The following is an 18,717-nucleotide window of genomic DNA, read 5'->3' as shown; positions in this document are numbered from 1 at the left end:
CATGATTGAAGTTTAAAGGTGGTAAGCAACTCATTTCGTGTTAGGAAGCTTTCAGCCATGTCTTCCTTCTCTGGGAACCGTAAATGGATACTGTTGTCCTTATCATTACTTTTGCTTGATTATATAACTATGTACGTAATTATAATTAGTTCATTTTGAAAAATCAAGCATCTAAATAGAAATTAGGCCAACAGAATGTTAAAAGAAATCGATTAGTTTGTATGCTCTTTATAAACAGTTGGATGTAAGTCATGAAAACTTGAGATCGTCCTCAGAACAATTCTTTCTTCAAAAATATTTTCAATAGTCCTGATTATAGGAATATCCCGATCAAGGCAATAAAGAAAAATCTGTTCAGGAGCAATCGACAATAATGGTGCAATCGAAACAGAGTCAACATAAATAGGGTGATTGACAAGCAATTTACGGTCAATCATTTTGATTAAGTCAGACCTTTGAATCCTTATGGCCTGCTCATCATAAAAGGTGATATCCTCATCAAATACAACATGGAGCTGCCTCATTTTCGGCTCTCTTTCCGCAAGAAAATTCCTTAGAGTTTGAATGAACATTTGATATTCCTGCTCCATTTTATATTCATCAATAGATATGGATACATAGGCTACCAAGTGTTGCATATAGGTTTTCAGTCGAAATTTAATAAATGAATCAAATGAAAAAGAAACTTTGTCCAAAAAAACCTGTTCAATTGCCGCTTTCATTTCCCCTTCTTCATATTCTACTCTTACCAAAGCGGCCAGATCTTCTCGATTACCTTCTAAAATGGACAGAATTAATTCTATGATGTGATCTTGTTCCTCCACGTCCTCGTAGTAATATTGATTCCTAAGTATGTCCCTGAACCAATCGTTTCGTTTAATTTTCATAATATAATCATGAAAAGCATCTTTTACACTTGAAAGTGATTCTGGCATCAAATTTTCGGTCATGATTCTAACTATATATCGATCTTCAATAAGAAGAATTTGTTGAATGTCAGTATTGCTTTTTAGTCTTAATAGTAAATGGCTATATAGCCGGGTTGCATCTTGTTTGCATTGGAAGATGATTTCAACCAACCAAATCCCCCCTTTTCCAAAATCTCTATTCCATGTATATGGGGAACTTGGCCATTTTAGAATAAGGCTCTGTTAAAATTACCTGTTGATTTCCGCTCCAGTCGCTTGCTTTCCTAGACGAATTATGAAAAATCCCTAATGCCGGCTTTTCCAAGAACAAATACTTCCGGGGGGCGTTCGCCGAGCCTCCTCGTCGCTAGCGCTCCTGCGGGGTCTCGCTTGTAACGCTAACCCCTCAGGAGTCAAGCGCCTTCCACTCCAATCAACAACGTGCCAAAATCAACAACGAGCTTAAACAGAGCCCAGAATAAAAAAGAAGTGCGAAACACCATCCATGATACGGATGATATTTCACACTTCTATTTACGTCGATTAGGTCCACCAAGTAAGACAGGTTCACTTAAGTAGCGTATCCGCTCCATGATTCGACGCGCTTTTATTTTCTCTTCTTCACCGCGTTGACTGTACGTCAAATGATGTTCTAGTCCATCAAAATCAAAGTTAGAAGTAAACAAGGTTGGCAAATTCTCCAGCATCCTGAATTGAAGGATTGGTCCCATCACTTCATCCCGTGTCCAACTTGACATGGTTTCCGCACCTATGTCATCTAACATAAGAACAGGTTCCCGTTTAACTGCTTCTATTTTTTCATTTAAGGTAGAATCACCAATAGCGCTCTTCATTTCTCGTAGTAACTCAGGCACATAAACGATCATTGATGACACATGTTTTTTAGCGAGCTCATTTGCAATCGCACCTAACAAGTAAGACTTGCCAACCCCGAACTTCCCATAAAAATATAAGCCTTTTTGACTTTTGCCAGCTTGATAGTTCATGACAAATGAGGCAGCCTTATCAACAGCATCCAAACGTCCTGGTGCATCGCCTTCCATGTGAAGATCATCAAAAGAAGCACGCAATATTTCCCCAGGAACATGGAGGCTTCGAATTAGCTTTTGATTTTTTCTTTTTTCATCATTCATGATTTTTCTAGGACAACGCTCGTATTGAAGGTCGATAGAGTTGCGTTGAATAATAAGTTCAGGATGGTATCCTTGCATGATATTTATGCATCCATCTAAACTAGGACACTTCGAGCATTCTTTGCTTTGGTTTGTATATTCGTATAGCTTCCCTAAACTTTTCTCCACCATCTCTGAAGTAATAGCATCCCTATGTTCTGCTAAGAAGGCTTTTACCTCTGGGTGGTTTAATGTATCATTACGCATTTTTTCATATCTTTTTTGAAAATCTGTGTTAGAGGCTAGCCGCCTCAATGTCTGATTGATATTTTCCATAGAATCAGCCACCTCCTATTTACGGAACGATTTCAATTTCTCTTGAATCGCTTTCTTCTTGGCTTCCACATCATCATCAGATGGTTTTGGTGCATCAACCGTTTTCTTCTCATCCTCATTAAACCAATCAGGAATCATCTCTGTACGTATTGGCTTCTTATTGCTACGTCCTTGTCCCTTAGCAGTTCCTGCTCCATTGGCCCATTCAAGGTATTGCTTGTTATTGCTCTTAGCAAGGTCCATAGACTCCTTAACTGTTTTCACCTTTTTTCTAGCCCAATGACTTGCGATTTTTTCAATATACCCTTTTGTTAGCTTCATATCCGTTTTCAGCATTACATATTGTATGAGAACATTGACCACACCAGGATTCAGCTTTTGCTTGAACATCACTTCTTCAATGATTTTCAAGTCAGACTGAGATGGTTCGGCACCGCCGGACAAATCTTTGAGCACCTGAAGTGGCGAGGCCGTTTCAAAATAGCGAATCAACTTTTCTTCTTGTGTTTCCGGTTCTTTTTTCTGCGATTGGTACAAAGGAGGTTGAGTGCGTTCAATGAGACTTGGAAGCTGATCATGATGAACGAACTGATACCAATCTCTTGCTGCCTTACGCAATTCTTCTATATCAATTTCAGCCTCTTCATTTAATGCACTTAAAAGGATATTCTTCATTTGGATTGGATCAATTTCGTAAAGGAATGCTAGATTGCTAATCGCATCCTTCACTTTTGCATTTAGTGCCTTTTTCGGCAGAAGCGTCTCACTCAGCCCTGCAGACAGCAACTCGAAATCAAAACTTTCTCGGTCAACCTGAATGGACTTTTGTTCTTTTCGACCGATAAAAGTCTGATCGCCTTTTACGTTAAGGTCCTCACTGGCATCAGAATGGTATTGAAGAGAACCCGGTGTTGCAGAGGCATAAACGTCCTGGAAGGCACGAGTCACTTCTTTGTGACCGTCTGCAGTGGACCTCTTCTGGTCACAGAAAAATCTTTTTAATCTGGCAAAATGATTTTTGCCAATTTTTTTATACAAAAAGATATTTAACATACCATCAAGGAAAAATTGTTCAGGATCTAACGGCGGTTGCAGTTCATAAATGAAGGAGCGTTCTTCTTCCTCCACTTTCATAAAAACCTTTAAGAGGCCAATCCCTTCAAGTTTTAACCTTGCTGCGTGAATATCCTTTAAGTTCATATCCATCAGGTTCATTAATATGTGGTGGGAAGAAGACTCAGACCATAGACGATTCTCTTCAACCTCTGCCCACAAAGTCATATATAAGCTTAAACATTGTGCACCAATAAGTGGCTGATACAAAAAGGTAAGCACTTTCCGGTCATATTCGTGTAACAGCCCATTCGCAGCCACAGTATAGCGGTCTATTGGGATGATTTCCTGCCAATGCTGGGCCATAATCTTTAAACCTCTTTCTCTTCTATAGTGAAAAAAAGAGCCAAAGATTGCTTTAGCTCTACTAAGATTACTCTTTCTTAATCAGTTCCTTTAATTCTTCAATGAATACATTGATGTCCTTAAATTGACGATAAACAGAGGCAAATCTTACATAAGCAACCTCATCGATTACCGCAAGCCTATCCATCACCATTTCTCCAACTGCATCACTCTTTACTTCAGAAACCCCTTGGCTACGAAGTTCTTTTTCTACTTCTGAAGTGATTTCTTCCAGTTGTTTCAATGCCACCGGTCTCTTTTCACATGCTTTAATCAAACCACGTAAAATCTTATCACGGCTAAATTCTTCACGTGTTCCTTCTTTTTTCACAACAATCAAAGGGATTTCTTCCACTTTTTCAAAGGTGGTAAATCTGTATCCACATTGTTCGCATTCACGCCTGCGGCGGGTTGCACGCCCCTCGTCAACCGGACGGGAATCAAGGACACGAGTGCCATTGTTCTGGCATGAAGGACATTTCATTGTTTTCAGCTCCAAATCCTTGTTTTATCTGATTAGCAAACTGCATCGTAAATACATACATTTCTAGTTATTATCTTATAAAAAAGAGTCCATGAAAACAAGCACAACTATTTAGACTGACCATTTAATCCAGTCCCGATGAAAGGATGGTGGTCACCGATTTGTTTATTCAATTCAATTATCTTACTCCTAAGCGGAAAATAATTTCCCATTAAAGAAAACCTATCGGTGGTAATGTTAAAATCAACCGCAGATTCTAAAGGTTTTACAGAAATCGTCGAAACCACCAAGAATGCCTGAATGTCACTACATTCAATTGCTATTTCCCCATGTTCCTTTGCAGAACTGGTGATTTTATATTGTGGATGATTCGCAAATATATTTTCCAATGTATCAAAAATCTGTTTGGTGGGTGCTTTATAATAATGCGTTTGCAATTGCTGATCGATATGGTTCTCAGATGTTTCCACATGCTTTTCAAAACGCTGAAATAATTTTTTCAACATACACATCTACTTCCTTTAACAATTCATTTACTTTTATCATACCTAAAATTAGATATACTAAATGCTTAAAGATGATCTACACAAACTGTACCACGCTTTCATTTCCGAGACAAAATAAAAAGGAGTGTACATTTACACTCCTCGTGATAACATTCATATTTTAGGATTAAAGAGCTTTAGATTGGGACTGTTTTACTTGAACAGGACCCATGCCGCGTGGAATTTCGATGTTCTCGCGCGTTTGAGCATTTAATGCTTCAGCAATATAATCAGCAGCAATGTTAGGATCTAAATCGCCACAAGTGTAAACATCGATACTTGCATAACCATGTTCTGGGAAGCTGTGAATTGTTAAGTGTGATTCAGAGATGATAACTACTCCACTTACGCCTTGAGGAGCAAATTTGTGGAACGCAACCTCGCGAATTTCAGCACCTGATTTTAAAGCAGCTTCAACAAAAGTTTGTTCAATTAATTCCATATTGTTAAGTTTTTCAAAGTCGCAACCCCATAATTCTGAGATAACGTGACGGCCCATAGTTTCCATATTTAATTCCCCCTTACCTTTTATGCTGCATTCTTGAAATCGAATAAAGATGGTATCTTTGTAACTACCACGGGGGAAAGTTAGTCCAGAGAGGTCCTAACCCTTTAAGTAATTAATCGCTACCTAATTTCAAGAAGTTCACGATGACTAGTATACTTTGTTTATATTTTTTTTGCAACCTATCAAACTAATTTTTTTATGTGAGAATTGTCTAATGTAAATAACCACTTTCAAACACACGATGATCGATTTCGTTATTCATACCATAAAAATAAGCGTACCGTTTACAAACAGTACGCTTCTATTATATGCATCTTAAATTAATTGGCAACCTTTACTTGTGTAGAACTCGACATTTCCTGCACTACATACTTTGTCAAATCGACAACTCTTGAAGAGTAACCCCACTCATTGTCATACCAAGCTAGCACCTTTACTTTAGTAGAACCAATCACCATCGTAGATAGACCGTCAATGATCGCAGAATGCTCATTTGTATTGAAATCTACTGAAACAAGCGGCTCTTCTGTAAAGCTCAAAATCCCTTTTAACGCCCCATTTGAAGCTTCGATAAATGCTTCATTAATTTCATCAATCGTAACTTCTCTCTTCAAATCTACTACTAAATCTACAAGAGAAACGTTAGGTGTAGGAACACGAAGTGACATTCCATGAAGCTTGCCTTTTAGTTGTGGCAGCACAAGTTCAAGAGCTTTTGCCGCTCCTGTTGTTGTAGGAATGATGGATTGCCCACATGCTCTTGCTCTTCTTAAATCCTTGTGAGGATTATCAATATTTTTCTGATCATTTGTATAAGCATGAACAGTTGTCATCAAACCATTCACAATTCCAAATTTCTCATCCAACACTTTTGCTACAGGTGCCAAGCAGTTTGTCGTACATGACGCATTAGAGATAATGTCATGCTCACCTGGAATTAATGCGCTTTCATTTACACCCATTACAATTGTGATATCCTCATTCTTCCCTGGAGCTGTTAGGATCACCTTTTTAGCACCAGCTTCAAGATGTAGACTTGCTTTATCACGTGAGTTGAATTTACCTGTTGCTTCTATAACAATATCAATATTAAGTTCTTTCCACGGCAAGTTTTCAGGGTTACGTTCACTTAGTAACTTCACTCGCTTGCCATTTACAATTAACTCGTCTTCTAAAGGAGTTACTTCTCCTACGAATTGTCCATGTGTTGTATCATATTTCAATAAGTGCGCTAAAGTTTCAGCAGGATAACTCGCATTTATGGCCACAACCTCAAGTTCTTGTTCAAGGATAGCTTTTCTGAAAACCATTCTTCCGATACGTCCAAATCCGTTAATTGCAATTTTCGCCTTCATTGTATGGCCCCTTCCGATTAATGTTATACTCATTAACATCTTTTATAGTAATTAGTATAACATATTAACCTTTATTTGTGATGTATAAAATGCGGATTTTGAAAATGTTTAATAATTCAGTAAATAATTAGGCTAATTAGACAATCCAACAAGCCATAATGTATTTTTTTGGACTAGTTATGAGGTGCTCAGGAGGGAAAGGGAAAATATCTAGATTTACGGGAAAAAGCTGAAGCATGAAAGGAAAATAACTTGCGAAACGGAAATATATCTCAGGAAAAGGGAATAAATCTGCATAAAACGGGAAATTAACTTTCCCATCTCCTTTCTGGCTCACATACCACCAAAACCAAACACAAAAAAAGAGAAGGCATGATTACCTTCTCCATTTATCAAGTATGCTCAAAAGTTGATTTCTTGTGTGTTCCAAATCGCCATTGTTATCGATCACAGCATCCGCAAGTGCGATTTTTTCCGATAAAGGCATTTGTGATTGAATTCTCGCAAGCGCCTCAGATTCCGTGAAATCATTACGTTTCATTAAACGTTGCAATTGTACATCATAATTAACGTACACGAGCAATGTTTTCTCGACCATATACGTTAGCTTGCTTTCAAACAATAACGGAATATCAAGTACGACCACTTCTTCACCTTTCAAAATGGCTACTTCTTTTTTCGAAGTCATGTTCCTTCTGACAGCAGGGTGGACGATATTGTTTAGCACTTGCCTTTTCTCTTCATCGTGAAAAATAATCGACCCGAGCTTTTGTCTATCAATCTCGCCATCTTCTAAAAGAATTTCTTCTCCGAATGTCTTTACAATTTCCTCATAAGCAGGTTCACCCTTGTTTACAGCGAACCTTGCTTCCAAATCTGCATCTATGACAGTGCAGCCGAGTTCTCTAAGCATGTTGGAAACCGTACTTTTTCCACTCGCAATTCCACCTGTCAAACCTATGACTATTGCCATGACAAATCCCTTTCTTTTTTCATAATCGATCCTATTCAGTTACATTTTCCATATTCCAATCAAAATGAGCAGTATCCCTGGCAATAAGGTCAGTCTTTGCACCCATTGATACTCTGCAAAAAAACTGCCGCTCTTAAGACCAAAATATACGAAAGCAGAGCTCATCAGTGCAACGCTAAATGCTAACTCAAAAGGAGAAAACCCCAACATTGCAGCCCCGATTCCTGCCCCGAATGCATCCAAAGATAATGCCGCTCCTAACATGAGTGCTTCAATTCCAGTAATGATGCCTGATCTGTCAAAATCTGCTGAAAGCGGCTTTTTCAAGATGTGGATGACTAATCCAAGCGATCGGATTTCAAGTTTTACAATCGTTTTCTCGTGCGGAAGTAAATCTTTGTCTTTGTCTTTATCAGGCCGAAAAAATTGGTAAAGTACCCATGCGCCAAGCACGATAAGGATGATTCCCCCCATACTTTCTGTCCAGGCAGGTGACAGTATTTTTTCGAGGGCGTGACCTATAAACACGGCTGTCATTAACGAAACCGCAGAGCAGCATGCTATGATCATAATGGATCGCAAAGGAATTTTCATTTTCCTTAGGCCATAAGTAAATCCAACACTAAAACTGTCAAGACTGACAGCAAATGCCAGCAGCAAAAGTGAGAATAACTGAACCATGAATAGAACTCCTTCCTGTCAATCATTACGATAGTATATGGAAGGAGCCTATCCTTTGTTATCTATTCAAATTCCGAAAAATTATATTCTTTGACAGTTAGGGCAAAAGTGCGTTCCTCTGCCTGCCACTACCTTTTTCTCAAGTGAATTCCCACACTTTTTACACGGTTCACCTTTCCGCCCATACACGAAAAGTTCGAGTTGGAACATACCGATTTGCCCTTGTGAGTTGACATACGAACGAATGGTGCTCCCACCCTTCTCTACTGCCTCACCAAGAGTCGCTTTAATTTCCTTATGAAGAACCTCAATTTCTTTCTCAGTAAGGGAATTTGCTGCTCTTTCAGGATGGATGCCTGCACGGAACAAAGCTTCATCGACATAAATGTTGCCCAATCCAACCAATGTAGTCTGATCCAATAGCGTGGCCTTAATACTTCTAGTGGTCTTCTTTAACTTTAATGATAGCTCTTCTGCTAAAAACTCATCCGTCAATGGCTCTGGACCTAGCTGATCAAGGGGAGGAGATAAAAATTCTTCCCCCTTTAAATAAAGGTGCATCGTACCAAATTTACGAACGTCCTTATATCTCAATTCCATCCCATCCGTAAAATGAAAGATAACATGCGTATGTTTATCCATCGCTTCGTCTTTCGGATAAACTCCGTATTTCCCTTCCATTCTTAAGTGGGATACAAGAGCAAAATCGTCTGTATCGAGAATAAGAAACTTTCCTCTGCGTCTTACATCAATAATCGTTTGACCTTTGAGAGCATCCACAAACTGGTCGACATCCCTCTTGATCATCTTTGGCCATTTCACAGTGACACTTTCAATTGTCTTATCCGTTACTAACGCTTTCAATGTCTTGCGAACGGTTTCCACCTCTGGTAATTCAGGCAAAGGAGACACCCCCTTTCAAATCTTTATTTTGCATCAAACCATGTTGGACCATATGAGTAATCAACCTTCAACGGAACCTTAAGTTCCACAGCATTTTCCATTACTTCCGGTACAAGGTTCTTTAACATTTCTACTTCTTCTTCTGGAGCCTCAAAGATCAATTCATCGTGAACTTGAAGTAAAAGACGAGTTTTCAAACCTGATTCTTTAAGTCTTTCAGCCATATCAATCATGGCTTTCTTGATGATATCAGCTGCACTTCCTTGAATTGGTGTATTCATTGCCGTTCTCTCTGCAAATCCTCGCAAATTGAAGTTACGACTGTTGATCTCAGGAATGTACCTTCTTCTTTGTAAGAGCGTAGATACGAAGCCTTTTTGTTTTGCAACTTGGATAATATCATCCATGTATTCCTTTACTCCAGGATAACTCTTTAAATAGCGATCAATAAACAATCCCGCTTCTTTTCTGCTAATTCCAAGACTTTGTGAAAGCCCGAAGTCGCTAATACCATAAACAATCCCGAAATTAACAGCTTTAGCATGCCTTCTCATATTGGATGTCACTTCATCAGCACTTACGTGGAAAACTTCCATTGCGGTCTTCGTATGAATATCAGCATCTTCCTTAAAAGCTTGAATAAGCTTTTCATCATCCGCTATATGAGCAAGCACCCTTAATTCAATTTGCGAATAATCCGCTGCAAAAATGATCCAACCTTTTTCAGAAGGGATAAACGCCTGACGAATTTTCCTGCCTTCTTCTAGCCTGATTGGAATGTTTTGCAGATTTGGATCTGTTGAGCTTAGTCTTCCTGTTTGCGTTAATGCCTGATTATAACGGGTGTGGACTTTGCCCGTTTCATGATTAACAACCTTTAATAATCCTTCAATATATGTCGACTGAAGCTTACCCAGTTGTCGATATTGAAGAATTTCAGCGATAATTTCATGCTCTGCTGCCAATTTCTCCAGTACATCCGCTGAAGTAGAATAACCTGTCTTTGTTTTTTTAGATGCAGGGAGTTTCAAATTCTCGAACAACACAACACCAAGTTGTTTTGGCGAGTTAATATTAAAAGTTTCACCTGCTAACTCATATATTTTCGCTTCAATTTTTGTTAGCTTCTCCTGGATTTCATCCCCCATCTTACGAAGTCTTTCCAAATCGACTTTAATTCCGGTTGATTCCATATCAGCTAAAATAAGTGAGAGTGGCATTTCAAGCTCTTTAAACAATTCTAATTGCTGATTTTCTTCAAGTCCTTCTTGAAACTTCCCATAAAGGTCGTTCATGGCAATCCCTTTTCTAACAAGATGTTCGGCAAGGATTGCTTCTACTGGAACTTTACGTTTAGCCCCTTTTCCGTAAACAGCTTCATCTGATTGAAGCTTCAATCCGTATTGATTGGCAATAGAGGATATACCCTCAATTGTCTCAGAAGGATTTAAGACATAACCCGCAATATAAATATCAAATTCGACACCACTCAAATGGATTCCATGCCTTCTTAACGATACTTCCGACCTTTTTGCATCATAGACGATTTTTTTCATGTGTTCATTTTCTGCCCAAGCCTTAAACTGGGAAGAAGCAATAGCTTTTTCAAGTGGCAAATAAAAATTGCCGTTTTCATTTACCACCACAAGACCGATGATATCCGCATAATGATAGTTCTCCTCAAGCATTTCAACATAAAGAGAGCTATGTTCTGTTAACATTTCAGGTGTAATTTCTTCAGCAATCACAACAGAAACGTCTTCAAGTTCAACTTCCATCGATTCTTCAGAATCTACCCCTAACTTGTCCAATAAAGAGTTGAAGCCTAACTCTTTAAAAATTTGAGCGACTTTTTGATGATCAAAGCCATTATATTCAACTTCGTCGACCGCAATTGTAATCGGGGCTTCTCTTGTGATCGTTGCTAGTTCTTTACTCATGATGGCTTGTTGCTTAAACTCTGCTAATTTTTCTTTCAATTTATTCCCACTTACTTGGTCAATAGATTCAAGTAAGTTTTCAAGTGTAGAGAATTCTTTTAACAGTTTAATCGCTGTCTTTTCTCCCACTCCCGGAACACCTGGGATATTATCTGAGCTGTCACCCATCAGACCTTTCATATCAATAATTCGTTCTGGAGTAAGTCCGTATTTTTCCATTACATGTTCAGGGGTGTATTCCTCGATATCCGTAATCCCTTTTCGAGTAATATTTACCGTTGTGTGAGGAGAAGCCAATTGAGTTAAATCCTTATCCCCGGAAATAACCTTAACCTCGTAACCATCTTGTTCAGCTTTTAGCGAAAGCGTTCCAATAATATCATCCGCTTCATAATTCTCAAGTTCGTAACGTGCAATTCCATATGAATCTAACAAGTCCCTGATAAAAGGAAATTGCTCTGAAAGCTCTGGTGGGGTTTTCTGTCTTCCACCTTTATATTCACTGAATGTCTTGTGACGGAATGTTGTTTTACCGGCATCAAAAGCCACAAGAATATGTGTAGGCTTTTCATCCTCTATAATTTTCATGAGCATCATTGTGAATCCATAGACTGCATTTGTATGTATACCTTTATCATTGTTCAGTAATGGAAGTGCAAAAAAAGCACGATATGCAATACTGTTTCCATCAATCAGAACGAGTTTCTTTGTCATTCGTATTCCTCCTCTATCTTACGACTATACAAAAATGGCCGTTTTTCCTCTCTTCATTCTAACAAAGTAGAATTGGAAAGGAAAATAACGGCCATTGTAAAGTTAGGATTTTAAGATTTCTCTCTGCATGCCTGTTGATTTCCGTTCCAGGCATTCGCTTTCCGCGGGCGGTCGGGAGCCTCCGCGGCGCTGTGCGCCTGCGGGGTCTCCCTTGACCCGCTTTTCCCGCAGGACATTGATTATACTCCATCGAAATCGCACCGCACGAAGAAAATGCGAAAGAATTTTCGAGGAGTCGCCCGCCTTCCACTCCAATCAACATATTGCCAAAATCAACAATGCGCCTTAAAATTCATTTGGAATTCTCAAGGGTTCATTACTCCGTGTAACCCATTAACAATCTTGCATACGGTGAATCAGAAGGAAGCACGATGACAGTCTCCCCATCGATCGTTTTCTTATAAGATTCAAGAGTCCTATACAATGCGTAAAAGCTAGGGTCTTTTGAGAAAGATTCATTATAAACCTTGGCAGCTTCGGCTTCACCTTCAGCACGAATGACTTCTGCATCCGCCTGGGCTTTTGCGAGCATTTCATTCACTTCACGATCCGTGTTAGCCTCAATTCTATTTTTCTCTGCATCGCCCATTGATAAGTATTCCTGTGCCTTTGATTCACGTTCAGATATCATCCTGATATAAACTGATTTTTCATTTTCGGCAGGCAAGTCGGTTCTTTTCATACGGACATCTGTCACAATGATTCCATATTGGTCATTTGCTAGAAGTTCGTTCACTTTTTCCGTAATACGATCGTTCAATGACCCCCTTGAAGACTTTTCATCATTGATAATCTCATCATAATTCAGTTGCCCTAACTCAGTTCGGACGACAGAATAGATCATTTCTTCCATCCTCGTCTCTGCGTTTGTAAGATTTCTAGCATTTGAAATCATTTTTTTGGGGTCAGCGATTCTCCAAACCGCATAATTATCAATTATGATCCTTTTTTTATCTTTTGTATTGATCTCCGCCTCCGAAACATCGTAGGTCATTTGGTATTTTGGTAATGCAGAAACACTTTGCACGAATGGAATTTTATAAGAAAGTCCTGGACTGCTTTCAATTCTGACTACTTCTCCAAATTGACGAATAACTTTGTACTCCCCTTCTTTTACGATAAAAACATTACTGAAAATAATGGCGAGCAGTATGATCAAAAAGAGAAGGAAGATGCCGGCTTTCATATTATTACGCCAATTAAATTTGTTTGCACCACGCTCATTCATATTGATCACATTTTGATCACTCATTGTTTTCACTTCCTTCATCTTTTGCCTTTTGCTTATCGGCTTCTAATGGACGAATAGGGAAGTATTTCATCGTGTTTCCATCATCGTTCATAATATAGATTTCAGATCCCGGCAATACTTGTTCAATTGTTTCTAATACGAGTCGTTGCTTCGTAATTTCAGGGTTGTTTTTGTATTCACCATATAGCTTATTAAAGACTGCGACATCCCCACGAGCCCTTTCAATTCTGGCAGCCTTATCGCCGGCTGCTTTATATGCGAGTGCATCCTTTTCCCCAGCTGCCTCATTCGTACGCTTATTCTTATACTTCTTCGCTTCATTGATCTTTGTATTCATCGTTTCCCTAGCATCGGTAACGTCTGTAAAAGCCTTACGAACTTTGTCATTAGGCAGTTCCACATCTTGAAGCTTTACGGCAAGCACAGAAATACCAATATCGTACTTGTCAATTAAAGCGGATAAAAGGTCTCTCACTTCCGCCTCAATTTCGGCTTTACCAGAAGTCAAAGCGTCATCAATTTTTGAATTCCCTATAATGCTTCTAACAGATGCAGAAGTGGAATCATACAATATTTCTTTAGGATCATTAGAATTATATAAATATTTGGCTGGGTCGGTAATCTTCCATTGCACTACTAAATCAGCAAGTACAATATTTTCGTCACCCGTTATCATTTTTGTATCCTCTGGAAATTCTTTGATTTTACCATCCTTTTCTTCATAACCAAATTGCAAGCTGAATGTTTCTTTTGATAACTTCTCAACACTTTGAATAGGCCAAGGCAATTTAAAGTGCAAGCCTGGTTCATTCAGCCCCTCTTCCACCTTACCAAAGGTTAGAATAACGGCTTGTTCTGATTCATCAACGGTGTACCAAGTGGTAAACGCGAGTATTCCAAGAGTAATCGTCAAAAAAATAAGTCCAACATAAACATTCAATTTTTTAAGGGTAAGCATGAACATCCCTACTTTCCTAGGCTGTAACCATTAATACGGATATATATTTGAAAAGTTACAAAAATAATACAAAAAGAAAGACGAAAGCGGGGTCTGCTTTCGTCTTTCTTTTTGTTTGGCTCCTTGGATGAAGGGGCTTTCACTAATTATCTTAACCTCATTTTATTAAGCTAACATAAATCAACTGTAAAGTTTATGTAAATATGAAAATTAAGAATTAAATAATATTAGTGTTTTTTCATTGGGAATGATTGATGAAACTCGATTAAGAATTCGCTCCCCTTGCCCACTTCACTTTTTACAGAGATATTACCTTTATGAGCTTCCACTAAATGTTTTACGATGGCTAGTCCTAGACCAGTGCCTCCCGAGTTCCTGGCTCTGGCACGATCAATTCGATAAAACCGTTCGAAAATCCTTGATATCTCTGTCTTCTCTATTCCAATTCCAGAGTCTTTTACAGAAATCCGGACTTTCTTACCTTTCCGCATAATCGAAACTGATACAACTCCATCAGGCAATGTGTATGAAATCGCATTGTTAATCAGATTGATTAGAATCTGTTTAAGTCGATGGACATCACCTTCGATATAGACATGTTCCTCTTCAGCGTGCAGTTCGAGTTTGATTTGCTTCTCTACTGCTTTTCCCCCAAGGATTGCCATTACGTGGTTAACGGTCGGGATAAGATCAACTTTTACAATATTTAATTCAAAGCCCTGCTGTTCAATCTTAGAAAGGTCTAGTAGATCTTGAACCAATGATTGAAGACGATCACTTTCTTTTAGAATAATGGAAAGAAACGCTTCTAGAGTTCCGCGATCCTCCATAGCACCATCAAGCAATGTTTCTGAAAAACCTTTAATAGAAGTAATCGGTGTATTTAATTCATGAGACACGTTTGCCACAAAGTCTTTTCTCATTTGTTCAAGTTTTTTCAACTCAGTAATATCATGAAATACTAACAATACGCCCTTCCAGACATTGTTGTTCCCGATGATAGGGACACCATATACATCAAAGTATCTGCGTTCAATTGATATAGGCAAATGCAGCTGTTTACTAACTTTCTGTTCTGTCATGAAAATTTCTTCAATAATTTCCGTAACTTCTTTATGTTCAATGACATCATAATATAGTTGATATAAATAGTCAGAAGAATATACTTTAAAAATATTGATATAACCGCGATTAATTAAGTTTATGTAACCCCGGCTGTCGATTAAGATTAACCCACTGCCCATATTCTCAATTAATGTACTGAGTCTATCCTGCTGCATCTCCTGCGCTTTCACCATTTCTTGAAGGTTTCGAGCCAATATATTGATGGAAGAACTAAGCATGCCTGTCTCATCCATACGGTCTTCAAATGTTCTTGCCCAATAGTTCCCTTTAGCGAGCTCGATTGCAACATTCGTAGCCGATTCAATCGGCTTAGTATATCTTGCTGTAATTCTAGAGCCAAGCAAAATAATCAAAATGAGCGCAAAACCAAGACTTACTATGAGAAGCCACCAAATCTTGCTGTACACTTTATTAAGCAAACTTTTTTGTGAACTTAAGATGAGATAGCCTTCTTGCTTGCCATCTTTCATTACCGGGCTCCAATAATAATGAAGTTCATCCTTACCAGCTACTTCTATTCTATTTTCTTTTTTCGGTTTCTTACTGATGGCTTCTTTGATTACTTCTTGATGCTGATAAAATCCCCAATCCGTCATCAAACCACTGTCGTACAAGATTCTCCCTTCGACATCCGTAAGAGAGATTCTTGCTTCAAGAGTTTTACTCAGTTCTAGAGCTTTTTTTTCATCAAAATTGGCAAAGCCACCTTGATCCTCAATATAGTTCTTTAACAGAAATGTTTCTTTTTTCAAATTATCATAAAAGGAATTCAGATAATAAGTCTTAAATAATTGGCCCAACAGCAATCCTAGGCCAATTAAAACGACCCCTATTAAACTGATTAGCGCAATCAGAAGCCTTGTCCTAAATTTGGTCATTCTCCTTTGGGCTCCTCCAACTTATATCCTAATCCTCGAATTGTTTTTATATATACTGGTTTTTTTGTATCACTTTCAATTTTTTCACGAAGATGGGAAATATGCACGTCCACGATTCTCGTATCTCCTGCAAAGTCATAATTCCACACGGCACTTAAGAGCTGATCTCGTGTAAGAACTCTTCCCTTATGCTTTGCTAGGTATAATAATAGTTCGAATTCCTTCGGCGTCAATTCCAATAATTGTTCGCGATAAAAAGCTTCATATTGCTCAGGGTAAATTTTAAGTTCTCCAATATGTAAGGATTGAGGGTCATCTGTTTGTTCTGCTCTTTGTTCACTTTGGATACTGGATCTTCTTAAAATAGCTTTTACTCGAGCGATTACTTCACGAGGACTAAATGGTTTAGTCATATAGTCATCTGCTCCAAGTTCAAGACCTAATACTTTATCAAACTCGTCATCCTTAGCTGTAAGCATCAATATCGGTGTTGTAACTTTTTGTTGGCGAAGTTGTTTACATACTTCAATTCCATCCAACGTCGGAAGCATAAGATCCAAAACAATAATATCAGGGCTTTCTTCAACGGCCAGCGCTTTCCCCTCAGCTCCGTCCATTGACGTAATCACCTCAAAGCCAGCCTGCTCCAAGTTGTATTTTAGCAATGTCACAATTGACTGTTCGTCATCAACTACCAACACTTTATTCTTCATAGTCGCCTCCGCCAATTTTATTACCCCATCCAATTCAGTCCAAGTACCAATTGATAATATTATAATATAAAAGTAACAGATTCACTCAATTCTTGTACCTCTATATGTAAAAAAAAGAGACGTGATTGCAAAATCACATCTCTTTCAACGTATTAAAAATTATCTAAAGCGCTTCCATCTACTTCTGCTAAACGATGTGGCGGGCAAACCATAATCTCACCTTGGATTACCGTAACATCTTCATCATCTTTTCCTTCAACGGAAATCACTACTGTATGTTCTCTCTTATTCACTTCAATGACTTCGAATAAGAAATTCACAGTCCCATAATGATAAACAGCCTTAGGGAAGCTAATTACTTGTTTCAAAATATGACTACCTGGACCAGGCATATACTTGGAGACAGCAGCTGTAATAATTCCCGTCAACATGATGCTTGGAACGATTGGTTTTTGAAAAGGAGTCTGTGAAGCATAGTCATGTTGAATATAAAGTGGGTTGGCATCATTCGTTAACCCCAAATATAAGAGTAAATCCTTATCTTCAATCTTTTCTGTTAAGGAGAGTTTTTCCCCAACTGAAATCTCATCAATTTGTCTTCCAAGCTTTCTTTTCTTTCCTAGCAACATTAAACAAGCACCTCCAAGTTAGAAAAGCGCAAGCGCCCATATATAGCGCTGTAGCTAAACCAGTTATTCACAATTAAGATTTCTAGACTGCCATTGATATGAAACCACTTTACCATCAGGCTTATAGTTTCTTTTATTTTGAAAAAAAATTCGGGGAGAATCCCCGAATTTTTTATTCTTAAGCTAAAACAGCCATTACATTACGAACTGCATCTGCAGAACGGTCTAAAGCAGTCTTTTCTTCTTCAGTTAGCTCAAGTTCAATTATTTTTTCAATTCCATTGGCACCTAGGATTGTTGGAACTCCAAGATATATGCCATTGTAACCATATTCCCCTTCTAAATAGGCAATAGAAGGTAATACTCTACGTTGGTCCTTAAGAAGCGCTTCACACATTTCAACTAGTGATGCAGCTGGTGCATAATATGCACTTCCGTTACCAAGCAAGTTTACGATTTCACCGCCGCCTTTACGCGTACGTTCTACGATTGCATCTAAACGATCTTTAGGAATAAGTGTTTCAAGAGGGATTCCACCAGCATATGAATAACGAACAAGCGGTACCATGTCATCTCCATGACCACCTAGTACAAAACCTGTTACATCTTTAACTGAAAGATTCAATTCTTGGGAGACGAATGTACGGAAACGTGCAGTATCAAGTACTCCAGATTGTCCGATTACACGATTCTTAGGGAAACCAGATTCTTTGAAAACTGTATAAGTCATGGCATCAACTGGATTGGTCAAAACGATGATGTAACAGTTTGGAGAGTGTTTCACAATTTCTTGTGTTACGCTCTTCATAATTTTTTGGTTTGTTTGAACAAGATCGTCACGGCTCATACCAGGCTTACGGGCAATACCAGCAGTAATGACTACGATATCGGAATCCTTCGTATCTTCATAGTTAGAAGTACCGGTGATATTTGCGTCGAATCCTTGAACAGGAGATGCTTCAAGCATGTCTAACGCTTTACCTTTTGTAGGGTTTTCCATTTGTGGGATATCTACTAAAACAACATCTCCAAGTTCCTTTTGAGCTAAAAGGAATGCAGTCGTTGCACCTGTAAAGCCTCCACCGATAACCGAAATCTTTTTACGGTTCATTGCCATTTTGTCTTCCCCCTTGAATGAATTCGTATCCCTTTGTTTATGTACAA

Annotated in this window: 17 protein-coding genes; all 17 read right to left on the bottom strand. The window is 38.5% G+C overall.

The annotated features are described in order from the left end of the window. Positions 1-212: 212 nt before the first annotated feature. The 17 genes from BMZ31_RS06075 to mdh all read right to left on the bottom strand — a co-directional run bounded on the left by BMZ31_RS06075 (position 213) and on the right by mdh (position 18,670). Positions 213-1,079 (bottom strand): putative sporulation protein YtxC, encoded by an 867-nt coding sequence (locus BMZ31_RS06075; protein ID WP_090830839.1) that lies wholly within the window; start codon positions 1,077-1,079, stop codon positions 213-215. Positions 1,080-1,438: 359 nt separating this feature from the next. Next, positions 1,439-2,377 carry a primosomal protein DnaI gene (dnaI, locus tag BMZ31_RS06070; RefSeq protein WP_090830838.1) on the bottom strand — a complete coding sequence of 313 codons (939 nt, stop codon included), beginning with the start codon at positions 2,375-2,377 and terminating at the stop codon, positions 1,439-1,441. Between the two features lie 15 nt (positions 2,378-2,392). Further along, on the bottom strand, positions 2,393-3,796 hold the full coding sequence (locus BMZ31_RS06065) for a replication initiation and membrane attachment family protein (RefSeq protein WP_090830837.1): 1,404 nt from the start codon (positions 3,794-3,796) through the stop codon (positions 2,393-2,395). A gap of 67 nt (positions 3,797-3,863) precedes the next feature. Then, a complete protein-coding gene (gene nrdR / locus BMZ31_RS06060; RefSeq protein WP_090830836.1) occupies positions 3,864-4,319 on the bottom strand; it encodes a transcriptional regulator NrdR in 456 nt (151 codons plus the stop codon). Between the two features lie 107 nt (positions 4,320-4,426). Continuing rightward, positions 4,427-4,825, bottom strand: coding sequence for a hypothetical protein (locus BMZ31_RS06055; RefSeq protein WP_090830835.1), 399 nt, complete (start codon positions 4,823-4,825; stop codon positions 4,427-4,429). A gap of 166 nt (positions 4,826-4,991) precedes the next feature. Next, positions 4,992-5,372 (bottom strand): adenosylmethionine decarboxylase, encoded by a 381-nt coding sequence (gene speD / locus BMZ31_RS06050; protein ID WP_090830834.1) that lies wholly within the window; start codon positions 5,370-5,372, stop codon positions 4,992-4,994. A 320-nt stretch (positions 5,373-5,692) separates the two neighbouring features. After that, on the bottom strand, positions 5,693-6,727 hold the full coding sequence (locus tag BMZ31_RS06045) for a glyceraldehyde-3-phosphate dehydrogenase (protein WP_090830833.1): 1,035 nt from the start codon (positions 6,725-6,727) through the stop codon (positions 5,693-5,695). Positions 6,728-7,103: 376 nt separating this feature from the next. Beyond that, the gene (coaE, locus tag BMZ31_RS06040; protein ID WP_090830832.1) at positions 7,104-7,700 is read right to left on the bottom strand and encodes a dephospho-CoA kinase; all 597 of its coding nucleotides are present in this window, start codon (positions 7,698-7,700) and stop codon (positions 7,104-7,106) included. Between the two features lie 39 nt (positions 7,701-7,739). Further along, positions 7,740-8,381 carry a sporulation membrane protein YtaF gene (gene ytaF, locus BMZ31_RS06035; protein WP_090830831.1) on the bottom strand — a complete coding sequence of 214 codons (642 nt, stop codon included), beginning with the start codon at positions 8,379-8,381 and terminating at the stop codon, positions 7,740-7,742. Between the two features lie 81 nt (positions 8,382-8,462). Then, positions 8,463-9,284, bottom strand: a complete 822-nt coding sequence (mutM, locus tag BMZ31_RS06030) for a DNA-formamidopyrimidine glycosylase (protein ID WP_090830830.1) — start codon at positions 9,282-9,284, stop codon at positions 8,463-8,465. 23 nt (positions 9,285-9,307) lie between these two features. Next, on the bottom strand, positions 9,308-11,938 hold the full coding sequence (gene polA, locus BMZ31_RS06025; protein ID WP_090830829.1) for a DNA polymerase I: 2,631 nt from the start codon (positions 11,936-11,938) through the stop codon (positions 9,308-9,310). A gap of 376 nt (positions 11,939-12,314) precedes the next feature. After that, entirely contained in the window at positions 12,315-13,250 is a 936-nt protein-coding gene (gene hflC, locus BMZ31_RS06020) for a protease modulator HflC (RefSeq protein ID WP_090830828.1), read from the bottom strand. Then, positions 13,243-14,208: an FtsH protease activity modulator HflK gene (gene hflK, locus BMZ31_RS06015; protein ID WP_090831377.1), complete on the bottom strand. Its 966-nt coding sequence runs from the start codon at positions 14,206-14,208 to the stop codon at positions 13,243-13,245. Before hflK ends, hflC begins: the two co-directional genes overlap by 8 nt. 227 nt (positions 14,209-14,435) lie before the next feature. Then, positions 14,436-16,211, bottom strand: coding sequence for a two-component system histidine kinase PnpS (gene pnpS / locus BMZ31_RS06010; RefSeq protein ID WP_090830827.1), 1,776 nt, complete (start codon positions 16,209-16,211; stop codon positions 14,436-14,438). Continuing rightward, complete coding sequence (locus tag BMZ31_RS06005) at positions 16,208-16,924, bottom strand: response regulator transcription factor (RefSeq protein WP_090830826.1); 717 nt, start codon at positions 16,922-16,924, stop codon at positions 16,208-16,210. The genes pnpS and BMZ31_RS06005 overlap by 4 nt, the downstream gene beginning before the upstream one ends. Positions 16,925-17,076: 152 nt before the next feature. Continuing rightward, positions 17,077-17,553 carry a MaoC/PaaZ C-terminal domain-containing protein gene (locus BMZ31_RS06000; RefSeq protein ID WP_090830825.1) on the bottom strand — a complete coding sequence of 159 codons (477 nt, stop codon included), beginning with the start codon at positions 17,551-17,553 and terminating at the stop codon, positions 17,077-17,079. 178 nt (positions 17,554-17,731) lie between these two features. Further along, positions 17,732-18,670 (bottom strand): malate dehydrogenase, encoded by a 939-nt coding sequence (gene mdh / locus BMZ31_RS05995; protein WP_090830824.1) that lies wholly within the window; start codon positions 18,668-18,670, stop codon positions 17,732-17,734. Positions 18,671-18,717 lie beyond the last annotated feature (47 nt).

Source organism: Bacillus sp. cl95 (genome assembly GCF_900115925.1).
Taxonomy (GTDB): Bacteria; Bacillota; Bacilli; order Bacillales; family Cytobacillaceae; genus Neobacillus_A.
Note: the sequence above shows the minus strand (reverse complement) of the source record. Positions and strands in the feature narration are given on the sequence as shown.

Excerpts from the sequence above, each read along its gene's own strand:
- dnaI (WP_090830838.1), bottom strand. The coding sequence starts at position 2,377 with ATGGAAAATATCAATCAGACATTGAGGCGGCTAGCCTCTAACACAGAT.
- BMZ31_RS06065 (WP_090830837.1), bottom strand. The coding sequence starts at position 3,796 with ATGGCCCAGCATTGGCAGGAAATCATCCCAATAGACCGCTATACTGTG.
- nrdR (WP_090830836.1), bottom strand. The coding sequence starts at position 4,319 with ATGAAATGTCCTTCATGCCAGAACAATGGCACTCGTGTCCTTGATTCC.
- BMZ31_RS06055 (WP_090830835.1), bottom strand. The coding sequence starts at position 4,825 with ATGTTGAAAAAATTATTTCAGCGTTTTGAAAAGCATGTGGAAACATCT.
- speD (WP_090830834.1), bottom strand. The coding sequence starts at position 5,372 with ATGGAAACTATGGGCCGTCACGTTATCTCAGAATTATGGGGTTGCGAC.
- BMZ31_RS06045 (WP_090830833.1), bottom strand. The coding sequence starts at position 6,727 with ATGAAGGCGAAAATTGCAATTAACGGATTTGGACGTATCGGAAGAATG.
- coaE (WP_090830832.1), bottom strand. The coding sequence starts at position 7,700 with ATGGCAATAGTCATAGGTTTGACAGGTGGAATTGCGAGTGGAAAAAGT.
- ytaF (WP_090830831.1), bottom strand. The coding sequence starts at position 8,381 with ATGGTTCAGTTATTCTCACTTTTGCTGCTGGCATTTGCTGTCAGTCTT.
- polA (WP_090830829.1), bottom strand. The coding sequence starts at position 11,938 with ATGACAAAGAAACTCGTTCTGATTGATGGAAACAGTATTGCATATCGT.
- hflC (WP_090830828.1), bottom strand. The coding sequence starts at position 13,250 with ATGAGTGATCAAAATGTGATCAATATGAATGAGCGTGGTGCAAACAAA.
- hflK (WP_090831377.1), bottom strand. The coding sequence starts at position 14,208 with ATGCTTACCCTTAAAAAATTGAATGTTTATGTTGGACTTATTTTTTTG.
- pnpS (WP_090830827.1), bottom strand. The coding sequence starts at position 16,211 with ATGACCAAATTTAGGACAAGGCTTCTGATTGCGCTAATCAGTTTAATA.
- BMZ31_RS06005 (WP_090830826.1), bottom strand. The coding sequence starts at position 16,924 with ATGAAGAATAAAGTGTTGGTAGTTGATGACGAACAGTCAATTGTGACA.
- BMZ31_RS06000 (WP_090830825.1), bottom strand. The coding sequence starts at position 17,553 with ATGTTGCTAGGAAAGAAAAGAAAGCTTGGAAGACAAATTGATGAGATT.
- mdh (WP_090830824.1), bottom strand. The coding sequence starts at position 18,670 with ATGGCAATGAACCGTAAAAAGATTTCGGTTATCGGTGGAGGCTTTACA.